14 protein-coding genes and 1 tRNA gene are annotated in these 20,575 nt (G+C 61.0%); all 15 read right to left on the minus strand.

Features of this window, described 5'->3' with window-relative positions:
* Nucleotides 1-219 precede the first annotated feature (219 nt).
* Nucleotides 220-1,410 (minus strand): elongation factor Tu, encoded by a 1,191-nt coding sequence (tuf, locus tag DIE13_RS19940; RefSeq protein ID WP_017333531.1) that lies wholly within the window; start codon nucleotides 1,408-1,410, stop codon nucleotides 220-222.
* A 41-nt stretch (nucleotides 1,411-1,451) separates the two neighbouring features.
* Nucleotides 1,452-3,554: an elongation factor G gene (gene fusA, locus DIE13_RS19945; protein WP_124828704.1), complete on the minus strand. Its 2,103-nt coding sequence runs from the start codon at nucleotides 3,552-3,554 to the stop codon at nucleotides 1,452-1,454.
* A gap of 123 nt (nucleotides 3,555-3,677) precedes the next feature.
* The gene (rpsG, locus tag DIE13_RS19950) at nucleotides 3,678-4,148 is read right to left on the minus strand and encodes a 30S ribosomal protein S7 (RefSeq protein ID WP_006477195.1); all 471 of its coding nucleotides are present in this window, start codon (nucleotides 4,146-4,148) and stop codon (nucleotides 3,678-3,680) included.
* A 172-nt stretch (nucleotides 4,149-4,320) separates the two neighbouring features.
* Nucleotides 4,321-4,701, minus strand: a complete 381-nt coding sequence (gene rpsL / locus DIE13_RS19955; RefSeq protein WP_006400662.1) for a 30S ribosomal protein S12 — start codon at nucleotides 4,699-4,701, stop codon at nucleotides 4,321-4,323.
* A 227-nt stretch (nucleotides 4,702-4,928) separates the two neighbouring features.
* The gene (gene recQ, locus DIE13_RS19965) at nucleotides 4,929-6,776 is read right to left on the minus strand and encodes a DNA helicase RecQ (protein ID WP_124828706.1); all 1,848 of its coding nucleotides are present in this window, start codon (nucleotides 6,774-6,776) and stop codon (nucleotides 4,929-4,931) included.
* 238 nt (nucleotides 6,777-7,014) lie between these two features.
* Complete coding sequence (rpoC, locus tag DIE13_RS19970) at nucleotides 7,015-11,256, minus strand: DNA-directed RNA polymerase subunit beta' (protein ID WP_124828707.1); 4,242 nt, start codon at nucleotides 11,254-11,256, stop codon at nucleotides 7,015-7,017.
* A gap of 21 nt (nucleotides 11,257-11,277) precedes the next feature.
* Nucleotides 11,278-15,384 (minus strand): DNA-directed RNA polymerase subunit beta, encoded by a 4,107-nt coding sequence (gene rpoB / locus DIE13_RS19975; protein WP_124828708.1) that lies wholly within the window; start codon nucleotides 15,382-15,384, stop codon nucleotides 11,278-11,280.
* A 377-nt stretch (nucleotides 15,385-15,761) separates the two neighbouring features.
* Nucleotides 15,762-16,136: a 50S ribosomal protein L7/L12 gene (gene rplL, locus DIE13_RS19980; RefSeq protein ID WP_021161757.1), complete on the minus strand. Its 375-nt coding sequence runs from the start codon at nucleotides 16,134-16,136 to the stop codon at nucleotides 15,762-15,764.
* A gap of 63 nt (nucleotides 16,137-16,199) precedes the next feature.
* Complete coding sequence (gene rplJ, locus DIE13_RS19985; RefSeq protein ID WP_021161756.1) at nucleotides 16,200-16,697, minus strand: 50S ribosomal protein L10; 498 nt, start codon at nucleotides 16,695-16,697, stop codon at nucleotides 16,200-16,202.
* A 308-nt stretch (nucleotides 16,698-17,005) separates the two neighbouring features.
* Nucleotides 17,006-17,704, minus strand: a complete 699-nt coding sequence (rplA, locus tag DIE13_RS19990) for a 50S ribosomal protein L1 (protein WP_017333534.1) — start codon at nucleotides 17,702-17,704, stop codon at nucleotides 17,006-17,008.
* Nucleotides 17,705-18,136 (minus strand): 50S ribosomal protein L11, encoded by a 432-nt coding sequence (rplK, locus tag DIE13_RS19995; protein WP_006753591.1) that lies wholly within the window; start codon nucleotides 18,134-18,136, stop codon nucleotides 17,705-17,707.
* Between the two features lie 140 nt (nucleotides 18,137-18,276).
* Nucleotides 18,277-18,834: a transcription termination/antitermination protein NusG gene (gene nusG, locus DIE13_RS20000; protein WP_006400672.1), complete on the minus strand. Its 558-nt coding sequence runs from the start codon at nucleotides 18,832-18,834 to the stop codon at nucleotides 18,277-18,279.
* A 1-nt stretch (nucleotide 18,835) separates the two neighbouring features.
* The gene (gene secE / locus DIE13_RS20005; RefSeq protein WP_006482892.1) at nucleotides 18,836-19,216 is read right to left on the minus strand and encodes a preprotein translocase subunit SecE; all 381 of its coding nucleotides are present in this window, start codon (nucleotides 19,214-19,216) and stop codon (nucleotides 18,836-18,838) included.
* Between the two features lie 42 nt (nucleotides 19,217-19,258).
* Nucleotides 19,259-19,334 (minus strand) — tRNA-Trp (locus DIE13_RS20010).
* A gap of 59 nt (nucleotides 19,335-19,393) precedes the next feature.
* The coding region (tuf, locus tag DIE13_RS20015) for an elongation factor Tu (RefSeq protein WP_260435063.1) at nucleotides 19,394-20,575 on the minus strand (1,182 nt) is incomplete at its 5' end.

A 20,575-nucleotide genomic window follows, 5' to 3' on the forward strand; every position in this document is an offset into this window, starting at 1 on the left:
GCCCGCGGGGAGCGAGGCACCAGATTCCGAACGGCACTTCCACTGCTAAGCCCGCGATTCTACACGAAAATCCGGAGTGGTGGTGCGGGTTTCTCGAGGTGCGCACAGCGCACAACAAAAACAAAACCGGGTGCCCGATCAAACTGGACACCCGGTTTCGACGGTAAAACTGCCTACCGCGGAATCGCGGACCCCGGCGGGATCCACGAATCGTCGATATTACTCGATGATCTTGGCGACGACGCCGGCGCCGACGGTACGGCCACCTTCGCGGATTGCGAAGCGCAGACCTTCTTCCATCGCGATCGGAGCGATCAGCTTCACCGTGATCGACACGTTGTCGCCCGGCATCACCATTTCCTTGTCCTTCGGCAGCTCGATCGAGCCCGTCACGTCCGTCGTACGGAAGTAGAACTGCGGACGGTAGTTGTTGAAGAACGGCGTGTGACGGCCGCCCTCGTCCTTGCTCAGCACGTACACTTCAGCCGTGAAGTGCGTGTGCGGCGTGATCGAACCCGGCTTCGCCAGAACCTGGCCACGCTCCACGTCTTCACGCTTCGTGCCGCGCAGCAGGATACCAACGTTGTCGCCCGCCTGACCTTGGTCCAGCAGCTTGCGGAACATTTCAACGCCCGTGCAGGTCGTCTTCACCGTCGGCTTGATACCGACGATTTCGATTTCTTCGCCGACCTTCACGATGCCGCGCTCGACACGACCCGTCACAACCGTACCACGGCCCGAGATCGAGAACACGTCTTCCACCGGCATCAGGAACGCGCCGTCAACTGCACGCTCCGGCGTCGGGATGTACGTGTCCAGTGCGTCTGCCAGGTTCATGATCGCCACTTCGCCCAGCTCGCCCGTGTCGCCTTCCAGCGCCAGCTTGGCCGAACCCTTCACGATCGGCGTGTCGTCGCCCGGGAAGTCGTACTTCGACAGGAGTTCGCGAACTTCCATCTCGACCAGCTCGAGCAGTTCAGCGTCGTCCACCATGTCGCACTTGTTCAGGAACACGATGATGTACGGAACGCCAACCTGACGCGCCAGCAGGATGTGCTCACGCGTTTGCGGCATCGGGCCGTCTGCTGCCGAGCAAACCAGGATCGCGCCGTCCATCTGCGCCGCGCCCGTGATCATGTTCTTCACATAGTCAGCGTGGCCCGGGCAGTCGACGTGTGCGTAGTGGCGGTTAGCCGTTTCGTACTCGACGTGTGCCGTGTTGATCGTGATACCGCGCGCCTTTTCTTCCGGTGCCGCGTCGATCTGGTCGTAAGCCTTCGCTTCGCCGCCGAACTTCTTCGTCAGAACCGTCGTGATCGCTGCCGTCAGCGTCGTCTTGCCGTGGTCAACGTGACCAATCGTACCAACGTTGACGTGCGGCTTGGTCCGCTCAAATTTACCTTTTGCCATGATTCTCTTCTTTCAAAAAATATCGGTTGGTAGCTACAGATTTACTTCGACTTCGCGCTGATGATCGCTTCAGCAACGTTGCGCGGAGCTTCAGCGTAGTGCTTGAACTCCATCGTGTACGTTGCACGACCTTGCGTCAGCGAACGCAGCGACGTCGAGTAACCGAACATTTCCGACAGCGGCACTTCGGCGCGAACGATCTTGCCGCCGCCAACCATGTCTTCCATGCCTTGGACGATGCCGCGACGGCCCGACAGGTCGCCCATCACGTTGCCCATGTAGTCTTCCGGCGTCTCGACTTCGACAGCCATCATCGGCTCGAGGACGACCGGGTTCGCCTTGCGCATCGCTTCCTTGAACGCCATCGAACCGGCCATGCGGAACGCGTTTTCGTTCGAGTCAACGTCGTGGTACGAACCGAACGTCAGGTGAACCTTCACGTCGACGACCGGGAAGCCGGCCAGCACGCCCGACTTCAGCGTGTCCTGGATACCCTTGTCGACCGCCGGGATGTATTCACGCGGAATCACACCACCCTTGATCTCGTCGAAGAACTCGTAGCCCTTGCCTTGTTCGTTCGGCTCGAGCGTGATGACCGCGTGACCGTACTGGCCGCGACCACCCGACTGCTTGACGAACTTGCCGTCGACGTCCTTCGCCGTCGAACGGATCGTTTCGCGGTATGCAACCTGCGGCTTGCCGACGGTCGCTTCCACGCCGAATTCACGCTTCATCCGGTCGACCAGAATTTCGAGGTGGAGCTCGCCCATGCCCGAAATGATGGTCTGGCCCGACTCTTCGTCGGTCTGCACGCGGAACGACGGGTCTTCCTGCGCCAGACGGTTCAGCGCGAGGCCCATCTTTTCCTGGTCAGCCTTGGTCTTCGGCTCGACAGCCTGCGAAATCACCGGCTCCGGGAACACCATGCGCTCGAGAACGATCGGGTTCGCCGGGTCGCACAGCGTGTCGCCCGTGGTTGCTTCCTTCAAGCCGACCGCAGCTGCGATGTCGCCTGCACGGACTTCCTTGATTTCTTCACGCTGGTTCGCGTGCATCTGCAGAATACGGCCGAGGCGTTCCTTCTTGCCCTTGGTCGAGTTCAGCAGCGTATCGCCCGAGTTGACGACGCCCGAGTACACACGGAAGAAGATCAGTTGGCCGACGAACGGGTCGGTCATGATCTTGAACGCGAGCGACGAGAACTTCTCGTCGTCCGAAGCCTTGCGCTCTGCTGCTTCACCGTTTTCGAGTTCGCCCTTGACCGGCGGAATGTCGACCGGCGACGGCAGGAAGTCGATCACGGCGTCGAGCATACGCTGCACGCCCTTGTTCTTGAACGCGGTACCGCACAGCATCGGCTGGATTTCGCACGCGATCGTACGGTCGCGCAGCGCCTTGACGATGTCGGCTTCCGGCAGATCGCCTTCTTCCAGGTACTTGTTCATCAGGTCTTCACTGGCTTCAGCAGCCACTTCGACCATCTTTTCGCGCCATTCCTTGCAGGTCTCTGCGAGCTCGGCCGGGATGTCGACGTAGTCGAACTTCGTGCCTTGCGACGCTTCGTCCCAAATGATCGCCTTCATCTTGATCAGGTCGACGACGCCCTTGAAGTTTTCTTCCGCGCCGATCGGCACCACGACCGGAACCGGATTAGCCTTCAGGCGCAGACGGAGCTGGTCGTAGACCTTGAAGAAGTTCGCGCCGGTACGGTCCATCTTGTTGACGAACGCGAGACGGGGCACCTTGTACTTGTTAGCCTGGCGCCACACCGTTTCCGACTGCGGCTGCACGCCACCCACTGCGCAATACACCATGCACGCACCGTCGAGCACGCGCATCGAACGCTCCACTTCAATCGTGAAGTCGACGTGACCCGGGGTGTCGATGATGTTGATGCGGTGTTCCGGATAGTTGCCGCCCATGCCCTTCCAGAAGGCCGTGGTAGCAGCGGACGTGATCGTGATGCCACGCTCCTGCTCCTGCTCCATCCAGTCCATCGTTGCTGCGCCGTCGTGGACTTCACCGATCTTGTGGTTCACACCGGTGTAAAACAGAATGCGCTCGGTCGTCGTCGTTTTGCCGGCGTCGATGTGAGCGCTAATACCGATATTGCGGTAGCGCTCGATAGGAGTCTTGCGAGCCACTTTGATCCTCTACTGGGATGGCACGATGCAGCCCAGCTGCATCGTGCTTCAACACAAACGGGCGAGGCGCCTGAAAAGCGCACCCGCCCGGAATTTATTTCCGCAAACAGCCCAGCCAGGCGCTTAGAAACGGAAATGCGAGAACGCGCGGTTGGCTTCTGCCATGCGGTGAACTTCGTCGCGCTTCTTCATCGCGCCGCCACGGCCTTCAGCCGCTTCGGAGAGTTCGCCTGCCAGGCGCAGAGCCATCGACTTCTCGCTACGCTTCTTCGCAGCCTCACGCAGCCAGCGCATCGCCAATGCCATACGACGCGACGGACGCACTTCGACCGGAACTTGATAGTTGGCACCACCAACGCGGCGGCTCTTCACTTCGACCACCGGCTTCACGTTGTTGAGCGCAACGGTGAACACTTCCAGCGGGTCCTTGCCACCCTTGGTCTGGATTTGTTCGAATGCGCCATAAACGATGCGCTCTGCGACCGACTTCTTGCCGGACAGCATCAGCATGTTCATGAACTTGGCTACATCAACGTTGCCGAACTTCGGATCCGGCAACACTTCCCGCTTGGGGACTTCGCGACGACGCGGCATGATTCTTCCTTTACCTGTTCAGTTGGAGCTGTATTCAGCCCCGCGGCCACCAACAAACCCGATCACATCTTCACGACTAACCAGCTTGGCCGGGTGACCACTTACTCGACAGCACCGGCAATCCGGCACTCCCGCCTTGACCGCCCTGCGGCGATCCCTGATCAAAAACTGCTTACTTGGCAGCCTTTGCACGCTTCGCGCCGTACTTCGAGCGCGCTTGCTTACGGTCCTTGACGCCCTGGGTATCCAGCGAGCCGCGAACCATGTGGTAACGCACACCCGGCAAGTCCTTCACACGGCCGCCGCGGATCAGCACAACCGAGTGTTCCTGCAGGTTGTGGCCTTCACCGCCGATGTACGAAATCACTTCGAAGCCGTTCGTCAGACGAACCTTGGCGACCTTACGGAGTGCCGAGTTCGGCTTCTTCGGCGTCGTCGTGTACACACGGGTGCACACGCCGCGACGCTGGGGGCAGTCCTGCAGGGCCGGGCTCTTGCTCTTCGTCGTTTCCGACTGACGGCCTTTGCGAACCAGTTGGTTGATGGTTGGCATTGTTTATTCCTGAAATTGAACAAAATCTGCACATCGATTTCGGGCAAAGCGAGAATCGGCGCACAGTTGACTTCCGAACCGGCGAATCGGGTGCGAACCTTCGAACGCGACTCGGCCCACCGAATACCGGAACCCAACATCATATTCCGGAAATACCAACTAAGTCAACGGCTTGCGTGATTTGCCAGCCGCGCGGGCGGTTTACCGGAGGGGTCGGAACATCTGCGTCATGCCGATTCGACGACGTCGATGATCTCGTCGCCGAAGCGTTCGAGCTTGCGTACGCCCATGCCGGGAATGTGACGCAGGTCGTCGATGGTCTCGGGCGCGTTGCGCGCGATCTCGGCGAGCGTCGCGTCGTGGAAGATCACGTAGGCCGGCACGCCATCGGACTTCGCGGTTTCCGCACGCCAGGCGCGCAGCGCGTCCCAGCGGGCACGTTCGCGCGTGCCCATGCCGGCCGTCGGGTCGACGCGCGTGCCGCTGCGGCTCGACGACTGGCGCGTGCGCTGCGGCTTCACGTAGCGGCGCAGCGTCACCTTCTCCTCGTTCTTCAGCACCGGCTTCGCGGCCTCGGTCAGCATGAGCGCGCCGAAACCGCCGTGGTCGACCGCCAGATAGCCGTACGCGACGAGTTGCCGGAAAATCGCGCGCCATTCGGGCTCGGACAGCGACGCGCCGATCCCGAACGTGCTGAGCTGGTCGTGACCGCGCTGCAGCACCTTCTCGGTGCGGCCGCCGCGCAGGATTTCGATCAGATGGCTCGAGCCGAAATTGAAGCCGCTCGCACGCTGCGCGCGAAACACGCACGACAACGCCATCTGCGCCTCGCGCGTCGCGTCCCAGGAATCGGGTGGCTCGATGCAGGTGTCGCAGTTGCCACACGGCTGGCTCGCCTCGCCGAAATAGTTCAGCAGCCGCACACGCCGGCACGAGATCGTCTCGCACAGCCCGAGCAACGCATCGAGCTTCGACGTCTGCACGCGCTTATGCGCGTCGTCCGCATCGGACTCGTCGATCATCTTGCGCTGCTGGACGACGTCGCCGAGGCCATAGGCCATCCATGCGTTCGCCGGCATGCCGTCGCGGCCCGCGCGGCCAGTTTCCTGGTAGTAGCCCTCGACGCTCTTCGGCAAATCGAGGTGCGCGACGAAACGCACGTCGGGCTTGTCGATGCCCATACCGAACGCAATCGTCGCGCACATCACGATGCCTTCCTCGCGCTGGAACATTTCCTGGTGCTTCTGCCGCACCTCGAACTCCATTCCCGCGTGATACGGCAGCGCGCGCACGCCCTGTGCCTTCAGCCATTCGGCCGTTTCCTCGACCTTGCGGCGCGACAGGCAGTACACGACGCCCGCGTCGGTGGTGCCGTCCGCGTTCGTGTGCTCGGCCCGGATGAAATCGAGAAGCTGCGACCGCGCGTTGTCCTTTTCGACGATCCGGTAGCGGATATTCGGCCGATCGAAACTCGAAACGAACACGCGCGCATCGTCGAGCGCGAGACGATGAATGATCTCGTCGCGCGTGATCGCGTCCGCGGTGGCCGTCAACGCAATCCGCGGCACCGACGGAAAACGCTCGTGCAGTACCGACAACTGGATGTATTCGGGACGGAAGTCATGCCCCCACTGCGACACGCAGTGCGCCTCGTCGATCGCGAACAGGCCGATCTTCGCACGCTCGAGCAGTTCGAGAAAGCGCCCGGTCATCAGTCGCTCGGGCGCGACGTACAACAGGTCGATCTCGCCTTCGCGCAGCGCCCGCTCGGTTGCCGCGGCCTCAGCGCCCGACAGCGTCGAATTCAGGTAAGCCGCGCGCACGCCGACTTCGCTGAGCGCAGCGACCTGGTCCTGCATCAGCGCGATCAGCGGCGACACGACGACGCCTGCGCCCTGCCCGGCCTCGCGGCGCAGCAGCGCCGGAATCTGGTAGCACAGCGACTTGCCGCCGCCCGTCGGCATCAGCACGAGGCAATCGCCGCCGCCGGCGACATGCTCGACGATCTCCCCCTGCTGGCCGCGAAATGCGGAGTAACCAAAGACTTCGTCGAGGATTTCGAGGGCGCGGGACATGAATGAGAACGAGGACGGCGGAACGATGACCGTAATTTTAACAACCCGCTCGCGCGGCGCGCGGCGAATCGTGCGATGTTGGCCAATCGGACAGGGGTCGTGCGCGCGCATGACGGTCCTGCAGCAACCGTGCGACAAGCCCGTCATGCGCGTAAACGACGGATAAAAAAAAACCGCCCGGCGGAACCGGGCGGTTTCGGTGACAGCGAGATAGCAAGGCGGCCCACGCCGCCCGTGCTTACTCGGCTGCCGGGTGTTGCGGCTCTTCTGCCGGCGTGCTCGGCGTACCGAAGTCGAATGCCTCTTCCGCTGCGATCTGATCGAAACGCTCGCGGTCGGACATTTCCTTCGCCTTGCGCGCCTTGTGGAACGCGAGACCCGTACCGGCCGGGATCAGACGGCCGACGATCACGTTTTCCTTCAGGCCACGCAGATCGTCGCGCTTGCCCATGATCGCCGCTTCGGTCAGCACGCGGGTCGTTTCCTGGAACGATGCCGCGGAGATGAACGAGTCGGTCGACAGCGATGCCTTCGTGATACCGAGCAGCACGTTGTCGTACGAAGCCGGGCGCTTGCCCTCGGCGATCATGCGATCGTTCTCGTCCAGCATGTCGGAACGCTCGACCTGTTCGCCCGGGATGAAGCGCGTATCGCCGTTGTCGGTGATCTGCACACGACGCAGCATCTGGCGAACGATCACCTCGATGTGCTTGTCGTTGATCTTCACGCCCTGCAGACGGTACACGTCCTGCACTTCGTCGACGATGTAGCGCGACAGCGCCTCGATACCCTGCAGACGCAGGATGTCGTGCGGATCGGCCGGACCGTCCACGATCATTTCGCCCTTGTTGACGACCTGAGCATCGTGGACCAGAACCTGCTTTTCCTTCGCGATCAGGAACTCGTGCTGATTGCCTTCGAGGTCCGTGATGACGAGACGCTGCTTGCCCTTCGTGTCCTTGCCGAACGACGTCGTACCGGTGACTTCCGCGAGAATGCCGGCATCCTTCGGTGAACGCGCTTCGAACAGTTCCGCCACCCGCGGCAGACCGCCGGTAATGTCACGCGTCTTCTGCGCTTCGGTCGGGATACGTGCGAGCACTTCACCCACCTGCACCTGCTGGCCGTCCTTCACGGTGATCAGCGCGCCGACCTGGAAGCCGATCTGCACTGCGTGCTCGGTGCCCGGGATCTTCACTTCGTCGCCGTTCGCGTCGAGCAGTTTCACCTGCGGACGCACGCTCTTCGAGGCTTGCGAACCACGACGCTTCACGTCGATCACGACCAGCGTCGACAGGCCGGTCACGTCGTCGATCTGCTTCGCGACGGTCACGCCTTCCTCGACGTTCTCGAACTTCACCGTACCACCGTACTCGGTGATGATCGGACGCGTCATCGGGTCCCACGTCGCCAGCTGCGTACCAGCCTTGATCGTTGCGCCGTCAAGCTGCAGCAGCGTCGCGCCGTACGGGATTTTGTGACGTTCGCGCTCGCGGCCGATATCGTCGGTGATCAGCGCTTCGCCCGAACGCGAAATGACGATCTGCTCGCCCTTCGCGTTCGTGACGTAACGCATCGTCGCCGTGAAACGCACGATACCGTTGCTCTTCGCTTCGACCGACGACGCCACTGCCGCACGCGATGCCGCACCACCGATGTGGAACGTACGCATCGTCAGCTGCGTGCCCGGTTCACCGATCGACTGTGCCGCGATCACGCCGACTGCTTCGCCGACGTTCACGAGCGAGCCGCGGCCGAGGTCACGGCCGTAGCACGACGCGCACAGACCGTAACGCGTTTCGCAGGTCAGCGGCGTGCGCACGCGCACTTCGTCGATGCCGAGGCGTTCGATTTCCTCGACCGCCGTTTCGTCGAGCAGCGTGCCCGATTCGTACAGCGTTTCCTGCGTTTCCGGATTCACGACGTCCGCGACCGCGACGCGGCCGAGGATACGGTCGCGCAGCGCTTCGACGACTTCACCGCCTTCGACCAGCGCCTTCATCGCGACGCCGTTCGACGTGCCGCAATCGTCCTCGACCACCACCAGATCCTGCGTGACGTCGACGAGACGACGCGTCAGGTAACCCGAGTTCGCGGTCTTCAGTGCCGTATCAGCCAGACCCTTACGTGCACCGTGGGTCGAGATGAAGTACTGCAACACGTTCAGGCCTTCGCGGAAGTTCGCGGTAATCGGCGTCTCGATAATCGAGCCGTCCGGCTTCGCCATCAGGCCTCGCATACCGGCCAGCTGACGAATCTGCACCGCGGAGCCCCGGGCGCCCGAGTCGGCCATCATGTAGATCGAGTTGAACGACTCCTGGCGCGTCTCGTTGCCGTCGCGGTCCGTCACCGGCTCCGTCGACAGCTGCTCCATCATCGCCTTGCCGACCGCTTCCGACGTTGCCGACCAGATGTCGACCACGTTGTTGTAGCGTTCCTGCGCGGTGACGAGACCCGACATGTACTGGCGGTCGTACTCCTTCACCTTCTTTGCGGCGTCGCCGACAATCGTTTCCTTCTGCGGCGGCACCAGCATGTCGTCCACGCAGATCGAAATACCGGCGCGCGTCGCGAGACGGAAACCCGACTGCATCAACTGGTCGGCGAACACGACCGTCGCACGCAGACCGCACTTGCGGAATGCGGTGTTGATCAGGCGCGAGATTTCCTTCTTCTTCAGCGGCTTGTTCAGCACCGAGAACGGCAGACCGTGCGGCAGGATCTCCGACAGAATCGCGCGACCGACGGTCGTCGCGTACAGCGAGATCTTCGGCACGAATTCCGGCGCGCCTTCCGACGTGTCTTCGTTGCGGACCATTTCGGTGATCCGCACGTTGACGCGCGATGCCAGCTCGACTTCCTTGTTCTCGTACGCACGGATCACTTCCGACACGCCGGTGAACGACAGACCTTCGCCCTTGCCGTTGATCGCTTCGCGGGTCGCGTAGTACAGACCCAGCACGATATCCTGCGACGGCACGATCGACGGATCGCCGTTGGCCGGGAACAGCACGTTGTTCGACGCGAGCATCAGCGTGCGCGCTTCCATCTGCGCTTCGAGCGACAGCGGCACGTGAACGGCCATCTGGTCACCGTCGAAGTCGGCGTTGAACGCCGCGCAAACGAGCGGGTGCAGCTGAATTGCCTTGCCTTCGATCAGCACCGGCTCGAACGCCTGGATACCGAGACGGTGCAGCGTCGGCGCGCGGTTCAGCATCACCGGGTGCTCGCGGATCACCTCTTCGAGGATGTCCCACACCACCGGCGTCTGGTTCTCGACCTCCTTCTTCGCAGCCTTGATGGTCGTCGCGACGCCCATCACTTCCAGCTTGTTGAAGATGAACGGCTTGAACAGTTCGAGCGCCATCAGCTTCGGCAGACCGCACTGGTGCAGCTTCAGCGTCGGGCCGACCACGATGACCGAACGGCCCGAGTAGTCGACGCGCTTGCCCAGCAGGTTCTGACGGAAACGACCGCCCTTACCCTTGATCATGTCGGCGAGCGACTTCAGCGGACGCTTGTTCGCGCCCGTCATCGCCTTGCCGCGACGACCGTTGTCGAGCAGCGAGTCGACGGCTTCCTGCAGCATCCGCTTTTCATTGCGGACGATGATTTCAGGCGCCTTCAGCTCGAGCAGACGCTTCAACCGGTTGTTACGGTTGATCACGCGGCGATACAGGTCGTTCAGGTCCGACGTCGCGAAACGGCCGCCATCCAGCGGCACGAGCGGGCGCAGTTCCGGCGGCAGCACCGGCAGCACTTCGAGGATCATCCACTCGGGCTTGATGCCCGAGCGCTGGAATGCCTCGAGGACCTTCAGGCGCTTCGCGTACTTCTTGATCTTCGCTTCCGAGCCGGTGTTCTTCAGCTCGGTGCGCAGCGTCTCGACCTGCTCGTCGATGTTGATCGCGCGCAGCAGTTCACGCACGCCTTCCGCGCCCATTTCGGCACGGAATTCGTCGCCGTATTCCTCGACCTTGTTGTAGTAATCCTCTTCGGTCATGATCTGCCGCGCCTTCAGCGGCGTCATGCCCGGTTCGATCACCACGTATGCTTCGAAGTACAGCACGCGCTCGATGTCGCGCAGCGTCATGTCGAGCACCATGCCCAGACGCGACGGCAGCGACTTCAGGAACCAGATGTGCGCGACCGGCGAGGCCAGTTCGATGTGGCCCATGCGTTCGCGACGCACCTTCGCCAGCGTCACTTCGACGCCGCACTTCTCGCAGATCACGCCGCGGTGCTTCAGGCGCTTGTACTTGCCGCACAGGCACTCGTAGTCCTTGATCGGCCCGAAGATCTTCGCGCAGAACAGACCATCGCGTTCCGGTTTGAACGTACGGTAGTTGATGGTCTCCGGCTTCTTCACTTCGCCGAACGACCACGAACGGATCTTGTCCGGCGAGGCCAGACCGATCTTGATCGCGTCGAAAACTTCTTCCTGTTGGACTTGCTTGAATAGATCGAGCAGAGCTTTCATTGCCTTCTCTCCGTAGTCCGATTAATTGCGGTCGAGATCGATATCGATACCGAGCGAGCGGATTTCCTTCACGAGCACGTTGAAGGATTCCGGCATGCCTGCATCGATCACGTGATCGCCCTTGACGAGGTTTTCATAAACCTTGGTCCGGCCATTCACGTCGTCCGACTTCACCGTCAGCATTTCCTGCAGCACGTAGGACGCGCCATACGCTTCAAGTGCCCACACTTCCATTTCACCGAAACGCTGGCCACCGAACTGCGCCTTACCACCCAGCGGCTGCTGCGTGACGAGCGAGTACGGGCCGGTCGAACGCGCGTGCATCTTGTCGTCGACCAAGTGGTGCAGTTTCAGGTAGTGCATGTAGCCAAGCGTCACGCGACGTTCGAACATTTCACCCGTGCGGCCGTCGTACAGGCGGACCTGGTTCTTCGACGGGTTCATGCCGAGCTGTTCGGCGATCTCGTCCGGGAACGCGAGGTCGAGCATCTTGCCCATTTCTTCCTCGGTCGCACCGTCGAACACCGGCGTCGCGAACGGCACGCCTTCGCGCAGATTCTTCGCGAGTTCGAGGATCTCGTCGTCGCTGAAGCTTTCCAGATCTTCCTTACGGCCCGAATCGTTATAGATCTTCGTCAGGAATACGCGCAGTTCCTCGATCTTCGCCTGACGCTGCAGCATTTCGCCGATACGCCAGCCGAGGCCCTTCGCGGCCCAGCCGAGGTGCACTTCCAGAACCTGACCCACGTTCATCCGCGACGGAACGCCCAGCGGGTTCAGCACGACGTCTGCCGGACGGCCATCGGCCATGTACGGCATGTCTTCGATCGGAACGATCTTCGACACGACACCCTTGTTACCGTGACGGCCTGCCATCTTGTCGCCAGGCTGCAGACGACGCTTCACCGCGAGGTACACCTTGACCATCTTCAGCACGCCCGGCGGCAGTTCGTCGCCTTGCGTGAGCTTCTTGCGCTTCTCTTCGAACGCGAGGTCGAACTGGTGACGCTTCTCTTCGATCGAGTTCTTGATCGCTTCGAGCTGCGCCGCCGCTTCGTCTTCCGCCAGGCGGATGTCGAACCAGTGGTAGTGGTCGAGGTCTTCCAGGTAAGCCTGGTCGATCTTCGTGCCCTTCGCGAGCTTCTTCGGACCGCCGTTCGCGACCTTGCCCACCAGCATGCGTGCGAGACGCTGGAACGCGTCGCCTTCCACGATGCGCAACTGGTCGTTCAGGTCGAGACGGTAGCGCTTCAGTTCGTCGTCGATGATCTGTTGCGCACGCTTGTCGCGCTGGATGCCTTCACGCGTGAACACCTGGACGTCGATCACGGTGCCGTTCATGCCCGACGGCACGCGCAGCGACGTGTCCTTCACGTCCGAAGCCTTCTCGCCGAAGATCGCGCGCAGCAGCTTCTCTTCCGGCGTCAGCTGGGTTTCGCCCTTCGGCGTGACCTTGCCGACCAGCACGTCGCCCGCTTCGACTTCGGCACCGATGTACACGATGCCCGATTCGTCGAGACGGCCGAGCTGGACTTCCGCCAGGTTCGAGATGTCGCGCGTGATTTCTTCCGGCCCAAGCTTCGTGTCGCGTGCAACGACGTTCAGCTCTTCGATGTGGATCGACGTATAACGATCGTCGGCCACGACCTTCTCCGAGATCAGGATCGAATCCTCGAAGTTGTAGCCGTTCCACGGCATGAACGCGATCAGCATGTTCTGGCCGAGCGCGAGCTCGCCCAGGTCCGTCGAGGCGCCGTCGGCCAGCACGTCGCCGCGTGAGACCTTGTCGCCCATCTTCACGATCGGACGCTGGTTGATGTTCGTGTTCTGGTTCGAACGCGTGTACTTGATCAGGTTGTAGATGTCGACACCGACTTCACCCGCGACTGCTTCGTCGTCGTTCACGCGAATCACGATACGGCCTGCGTCGACATAGTCGACGACGCCGCCACGGAACGCCTGAACCGTCGTGCCCGAGTCGACCGCGCAGGTACGCTCGATGCCCGTACCGACCACCGGCTTCTCCGGACGCAGACACGGCACGGCCTGACGCTGCATGTTCGAACCCATCAGTGCACGGTTCGCGTCGTCGTGCTCGAGGAACGGAATCAGCGAAGCTGCAACCGACACGATCTGCGACGGCGCGACGTCCATGTACTGGATACGGTCTGGCGTGACCATCATCGTTTCGCCGGCTTCACGCGACGACACGAGTTCGTCGATCAGCTGGCCGTTCTCGTCGATCGCGGCGTTGGCCTGAGCGATCATGTAGCGGCCTTCTTCGATCGCCGACAGGTAATCGATCTGGTCGGTCACCTTGCTGTCCACGACCTTGCGGTACGGCGTCTCGAGGAAGCCGTACTCGTTCAGGTGCGCGTACAGTGCGAGCGAGTTGATCAGGCCGATGTTCGGACCTTCCGGCGTTTCGATCGGGCACACGCGGCCGTAGTGGGTCGGGTGCACGTCACGCACTTCAAAGCCTGCGCGTTCGCGCGTCAGACCGCCCGGGCCCAGTGCGGAAACGCGACGCTTGTGCGTGATTTCCGACAGCGGGTTGGTCTGGTCCATGAACTGCGACAGCTGCGACGAACCGAAGAACTCGCGGATTGCCGACGAAATCGGCTTCGAGTTGATCAGGTCGTGCGGCATCAGGTTTTCGCTTTCGGCCTGGCCGAGGCGTTCCTTGACCGCGCGCTCGACACGCACGAGACCCGCGCGGAACTGGTTTTCCGCCAGTTCGCCGACGCAACGCACACGACGGTTGCCGAGGTGGTCGATATCGTCCACTTCGCCCTTGCCGTTGCGCAGCTCGACGAGGATCTTGATCGTCGCGAGAATGTCGTCGTCCTGCAGCGTCATCGGGCCGGTGATCTCGTCACGGCTGACGCGGCGGTTGAACTTCATACGGCCGACCTTCGACAGGTCGTACGCTTCTTCGCTGTAGAACAGACGATTGAACAGCGCCTCGACCGCTTCTTCGGTCGGCGGCTCGCCCGGACGCATCATGCGGTAGATCGCAATGCGCGCGGCCGTCTTGTCGGTCGTTTCGTCGACACGCAGCGTCGACGAGATGTACGGACCCTGGTCCAGATCGTTCGTGTAGAGCGTCTGGATGTCCTTGATGCCCGCTTCGCGCAGCTTCTCGAGCACGCTTTCCGTGACTTCGTCGTTCGCGCTCGCGATCACTTCGCCGGTGTCGCCGTCGACGACGTTCTTCGCCAGCACGCGGCCGAGCAGATAGTCTTCCGGCACCGAGATGAACTTGGTCTTCGCGGCTTCGAGGTCGCGAATGTGCTTCGCGTTGATCCGCTTGTCCTTCTGGACGATGACCTTGCCATCACGATCCGTGATGTCGAAACGCGCGACTTCACCACGCAGGCGCTCGGGCACGAACTCGAGTTGCGCGCCTTCGTCCATCAGCGTGAAGTTGTCGAAGACGAAGAAGTTCGCGAGGATCTGCTCCGGCGTGAGGCCGATGGCCTTCAGCAGGATCGTGACCGGCATCTTGCGGCGACGGTCGACACGGAAGTACAGGATGTCCTTCGGATCGAATTCGAAGTCGAGCCACGAGCCGCGGTACGGAATGATCCGTGCCGAGAACAGCAGCTTGCCGGAGCTGTGCGTCTTGCCCTTGTCGTGTTCGAAGAACACGCCCGGCGAGCGGTGCAGCTGCGAGACGATGACACGCTCGGTGCCGTTGATGACGAACGAACCCGTCGGCGTCATGAGCGGCATTTCGCCCATGTACACTTCCTGCTCTTTCACTTCCTTGACGACCGGCTTGTTCGGCGATTCCTTGTCGAGGATGACGAGGCGGACCTTCGCGCGCAGTGCGGAACAGTACGTCAGGCCGCGCTGCTGGCATTCCTTGATGTTGAATGCCGGCGCGGACAACGCATAGCTCACGAACTCGAGGCGCGCGAAACCGTTGTGCGAAACAATGGGAAATACCGATGTGAATGCGGCCTGCAAACCTTCAGGCTTGCGTTGCGTGGCCGGCACATCAGCTTGCAGAAACGTGCTGAATGATTCAAGCTGGGTAGCCAGCAAGAACGGAACTTGGTGAACGATGGGGCGCTTCGCGAAACTCTTGCGAATGCGCTTCTTCTCGGTGAAGGAATATTGCATACGATCTCCGAATCACGGCGGGTGCTGTCGAGGCGGGATACCTGGACGTTTCAAACCCGAGTGTTCACCGACTGAGACCCGATGGCCGCCCGATGGCTTGAACGAGCCGAGAAGCTTGGTGGTTGGCCGCTACCAACCGCTGGCTGACGGCAGCGGATGCCTGTGTTGCCCGCTACCCGACCAAACTTGCCTTCTGCAGTCGCTTCAGAAGACAAAGAGAAACGCCAATCGTGACCACTGACAACGATTTGGCGGTTTTCTTTGGCCTCTGGGGCCGATTATTCGGGCTCCCAAAAGAGTGCCAGAATAACGTCCCCACAAAGCACAAAAAGGCCGGCGGTGAAAATACCGCCAGCCTTCGCACAGCGCGTCGAAACTTACTTGACTTCGACCTTCGCGCCTGCTTCTTCCAGCTTCTTCTTGGCTTCTTCAGCAGCAGCCTTGTCGACGCCTTCCTTGACAGCCTTCGGTGCGCCGTCAACGACGTCCTTCGCTTCCTTCAGGCCCAGGCCCGTCAGTTCGCGAACTGCCTTGATGACTGCAACCTTGTTGCTGCCTGCTTCAGCCAGGACGACCGTGAATTCGGTCTTCTCTTCTGCTGCAGCAGCTGCGCCGCCGCCTGCCGGGCCAGCGACTGCAACTGCAGCTGCCGACACGCCAAACTTCTCTTCGAACGCCTTGACCAGTTCGTTCAGTTCCAGAACGGTCATCCCTTCGACTGCTGCCAGGATGTCTTCTTTTGCGATTGCCATTTGAAATACTCCTAAATTGAATTCGGATACAGCCAGCGATCAGTAACGCTGATGCACGTTCGCTTACGCAGCTTCCGCTTGCTTCTTCTCGGCCAGCGCGGCCAGAGCACGCGCGAAGCCCGAAACAGGCGATTGCATAACGAACAGCAGCTTCGAGAGCAGTTCTTCGCGGCTCGGGATGCTTGCCAGCGCTTGCACGCCAGCCTTGTCCATCACCTTGCCATCGAACGAACCAGCCTTGATGACCAACTTGTCATTGCTCTTGCTGAAGTCGTTAACGACCTTAGCAGCAGCAATTGCATCTTCCGAGATGCCGTAGATCAGCGGACCAGTCATCTGCTCTGCCAGCGGAGCAAACGGCGTACCTTCAACAGCGCGACGCGCCAGCGTGTTCTTCAACACGCGCAGGTAAACCTGTTGCTCACGCGCTTTCGCGCGCAGCTTGGTCAGATCGCCAACCGCAATTCCACGATACTCAGCCAGCACAACGGTCTGAGCCTTCGCGACTTGCGCGGAAACCTCAGCGACGACGGCTTGCTTGTCTTCTCTATTAAGCGGCACGGTTAGCCTCCAGAAACGATACGTTCGGCATGCCGGTATGACACGAAACCTCACGTACCTCGTTCAACAACGGCGTCCGACCTCGTTAGGAGTATTTCCACCTCACGCCGTGAATCGCTTCACGACCTGCGGCTTCACCACTGCAAAACTTTTTCGGGTTCGCCATCTGCGTTGGCTTGAATTAAGGGATCGCCTGCCTGCTGCGCCCCACCAACGGTCTTTGATAACCGGTTGCCCGCCCTACTGCGCGAACAACCGCCCAAAGCCCATGTAGGCCGCTTCGCGAACGAAGCAGCCCGAATACTTGCTTACTGTGCTGCCAGCGTAGCCTGGTCGACACGCACGCCGACGCCCATCGTGCTCGACAGTGCGATCTTGCGCAGGTAGACGCCCTTGCTCGTTGCCGGCTTCGCCTTCTGCAGCGCTTCGATCAGCGCCGACAGGTTCGAACGCAGCGCGGTCGATTCGAACGATGCACGGCCGATGGTCGCGTGGATGATACCGGCCTTGTCGACACGGAATTGCACCTGACCGGCCTTCGCGTTCTTGACTGCAGTCGCAACGTCCGGCGTGACCGTACCGACCTTCGGGTTCGGCATCAGGCCGCGCGGGCCAAGGATCTGACCGAGCGTACCGACGATACGCATCGTGTCCGGCGAAGCGATCACGATGTCGAAGTCCATCTGGCCAGCCTTGATCTGCTCAGCCAGGTCTTCCATACCGACGATTTCCGCGCCTGCTGCACGAGCCTGCTCAGCCTTCTCGCCTTGCGCGAACACGGCAACGCGAACCGACTTGCCCGTACCTGCCGGAAGAACGACCGAACCACGAACGACCTGGTCCGACTTCTTTGCATCGATGCCGAGTTGAACTGCGACGTCGATCGACTCGTTGAACTTCGCGCTCGCACATTCCTTCACGAGTGCCAGTGCGTCTTCGATCGCGTACAGCTTCTGACGGTCGACCTTGGCAGCAAATGCCTGACGGCGCTTGGAGATCTTAGCCATTTACACGCCCTCCACAGTGATGCCCATCGAGCGTGCGCTACCAGCGATGGTGCGAACGGCTGCGTCCAGATCAGCTGCCGTAAGGTCCGGCATCTTGGTCTTCGCGATTTCTTCGGCTTGAGCGCGCGTGATCGAACCGACCTTGTCGGTGTGCGGCTTGCTCGAGCCCTTGTCCACCTTCGCCGCCTTCTTGATCAGGACGGTTGCCGGCGGCGTCTTCATCACGAACGTGAAGCTCTTGTCAGCGAATGCCGTGATGACCACCGGCACCGGCAGACCCGGCTCCATGCCTTGAGTCTGCGCGTTGAACGCCTTGCAGAACTCCATGATGTTCAGGCCGCGCTGGCCCAGTGCCGGACCGACCGGCGGCGACGGGTTGGCTTTACCTGCAGGGATCTGCAGCTTGATAAAGCCGACAATCTTCTTTGCCATTTGAAAACCTCGTTGGAACGTCAGACGACGTTCGGTGAGTGATAACGCGCTTTCGCCGCAGGCTACTGACGCTCCTCAACAGTCATAACGCGGACCGTAAGCGCGAAGGTGGGCAGCCGAGGCTGCCCACCGAATCGGGATCAAACTTTTTCGACCTGACCGAACTCGAGTTCGACCGGGGTGGAGCGGCCAAAGATGGTGACCGACACACGCACGCGCGATTTTTCGTAGTTGACCTCTTCGACCGTGCCGTTGAAGTCCGTGAAAGGACCTTCCTTGACACGCACCATCTCGCCAACTTCGAACAGGGTCTTCGGGCGCGGTTTCTCAACGCCTTCCTGCATCTGCGACATGATTTTTTCGACTTCCTTCGGGGAAATCGGAGTCGGGCGGTTACGCGCACCGCCGACGAAACCGGTGACCTTTGCCGTGTTCTTCACGAGGTGCCACGTTTCGTCCGTCATTTCCATTTCCACCAGCACGTAGCCGGGGAAGAAACGACGCTCGGTCACAGCCTTGTGACCACCCTTTACTTCGACCACTTCCTCGGTCGGAACCAGGATCTGACCAAATTTGTCCTGCATGCCAGCACGTTCGATACGCTCCTGAAGCGCACGTTGCACGCTCTTCTCCATACCGGAGTAGGCGTGCACGACGTACCAACGCTTTCCGCTCGGGGATGCCGGAGTATCGCTCATATCATTTCCAACCCAGAATCGCCGAGAAAATCACCCATTCGATCGATTTGTCACTCAACCAGAGGAAAATCGCCATCACGAGCACGAAACCGAACACGACGAGTGTGGTTTGCGTTGCTTCCTTGCGGGTGGGCCAAACGACCTTGCGGACTTCCTTGTACGAATCCTTGGCAAATGCGATGAGGCTCTTGCCAGGTGCGGACATCAGTCCGACGGCCACGCCGGCGATGATACCTACCGCCAATGCGGCACCGCGGACATACCACTGCTGGTTGGCCAGCCAGAAGAAGCCCACGAATCCGGCCAAGACCAACAATACGCCCAGGGCCAGCATCAGCTTATCGCCGGAGGTATTTACAGTTTCGACGGATGGATTCGCCATAACACCTTAAAACAAATGCCACGTGTGGCACGTGGCGATTTTTGGCAGGGGCAGAGGGAATCGAACCCCCAACCTTCGGTTTTGGAGACCGACGCTCTGCCAGTTGAGCTATACCCCTAAACCATGTTGGGACCGGCTGCTGCCAGCCCCAAAACTGTCGATCAACGAATAACTGGCTTACTCGATGATCTTGGCGACGACGCCGGCGCCGACGGTACGGCCACCTTCGCGGATTGCGAAGCGCAGACCTTCTTCCATCGCGATCGGAGCGATCAGCTTCACCGTGATCGACACGTTGTCGCCCGGCATCACCATTTCCTTGTCCTTCGGCAGCTCGATCGAGCCCGTCACGTCCGTCGTACGGAAGTAGAACTGCGGACGGTAGTTGTTGAAGAACGGCGTGTGACGGCCGCCCTCGTCCTTGCTCAGCACGTACACTTCAGCCGTGAAGTGCGTGTGCGGCGTGATCGAACCCGGCTTCGCCAGAACCTGGCCACGCTCCACGTCTTCACGCTTCGTGCCGCGCAGCAGGATACCAACGTTGTCGCCCGCCTGACCTTGGTCCAGCAGCTTGCGGAACATTTCAACGCCCGTGCAGGTCGTCTTCACCGTCGGCTTGATACCGACGATTTCGATTTCTTCGCCGACCTTCACGATGCCGCGCTCGACACGACCCGTCACAACCGTACCACGGCCCGAGATCGAGAACACGTCTTCCACCGGCATCAGGAACGCGCCGTCAACTGCACGCTCCGGCGTCGGGATGTACGTGTCCAGTGCGTCTGCCAGGTTCATGATCGCCACTTCGCCCAGCTCGCCCGTGTCGCCTTCCAGCGCCAGCTTGGCCGAACCCTTCACGATCGGCGTGTCGTCGCCCGGGAAGTCGTACTTCGACAGGAGTTCGCGAACTTCCATCTCGACCAGCTCGAGCAGTTCAGCGTCGTCCACCATGTCGCACTTGTTCAGGAACACGATGATGTACGGAACGCCAACCTGACGCGCCAGCAGGATGTGCTCACGCGTTTGCGGCATCGGGCCGTCTGCTGCCGAGCAAACCAGGATCGCGCCGTCCATCTGCGCCGCGCCCGTGATCATGTTCTTCACATAGTCAGCGTGGCCCGGGCAGTCGACGTGTGCGTAGTGGCGGTTAGCCGTTTCGTACTCGACGTGTGCCGTGTTGATCGTGATACCGCGCGCCTTTTCTTCCGGTGCCGCGTCGATCTGGTCGTAAGCCTTCGCTTCGCCGCCGAACTTCTTCGTCAGAACCGTCGTGATCGCTGCCGTCAGCGTCGTCTTGCCGTGGTCAACGTGACCAATCGTACCAACGTTGACGTGCGGCTTGGTCCGCTCAAATTTACC

It is taken from the genome of Burkholderia sp. Bp9016 (genome assembly GCF_003857765.1).
In the GTDB taxonomy this organism is placed as follows: domain Bacteria; phylum Pseudomonadota; class Gammaproteobacteria; order Burkholderiales; family Burkholderiaceae; genus Burkholderia.

Excerpts from the sequence above, each read along its gene's own strand:
- tuf (WP_017333531.1), bottom strand. The coding sequence starts at position 1,410 with ATGGCAAAAGGTAAATTTGAGCGGACCAAGCCGCACGTCAACGTTGGT.
- rpsG (WP_006477195.1), bottom strand. The coding sequence starts at position 4,148 with ATGCCGCGTCGTCGCGAAGTCCCCAAGCGGGAAGTGTTGCCGGATCCG.
- rpsL (WP_006400662.1), bottom strand. The coding sequence starts at position 4,701 with ATGCCAACCATCAACCAACTGGTTCGCAAAGGCCGTCAGTCGGAAACG.
- recQ (WP_124828706.1), bottom strand. The coding sequence starts at position 6,776 with ATGTCCCGCGCCCTCGAAATCCTCGACGAAGTCTTTGGTTACTCCGCA.
- rpoC (WP_124828707.1), bottom strand. The coding sequence starts at position 11,256 with ATGAAAGCTCTGCTCGATCTATTCAAGCAAGTCCAACAGGAAGAAGTT.
- rpoB (WP_124828708.1), bottom strand. The coding sequence starts at position 15,384 with ATGCAATATTCCTTCACCGAGAAGAAGCGCATTCGCAAGAGTTTCGCG.
- rplL (WP_021161757.1), bottom strand. The coding sequence starts at position 16,136 with ATGGCAATCGCAAAAGAAGACATCCTGGCAGCAGTCGAAGGGATGACC.
- rplA (WP_017333534.1), bottom strand. The coding sequence starts at position 17,704 with ATGGCTAAGATCTCCAAGCGCCGTCAGGCATTTGCTGCCAAGGTCGAC.
- rplK (WP_006753591.1), bottom strand. The coding sequence starts at position 18,136 with ATGGCAAAGAAGATTGTCGGCTTTATCAAGCTGCAGATCCCTGCAGGT.
- nusG (WP_006400672.1), bottom strand. The coding sequence starts at position 18,834 with ATGAGCGATACTCCGGCATCCCCGAGCGGAAAGCGTTGGTACGTCGTG.
- secE (WP_006482892.1), bottom strand. The coding sequence starts at position 19,216 with ATGGCGAATCCATCCGTCGAAACTGTAAATACCTCCGGCGATAAGCTG.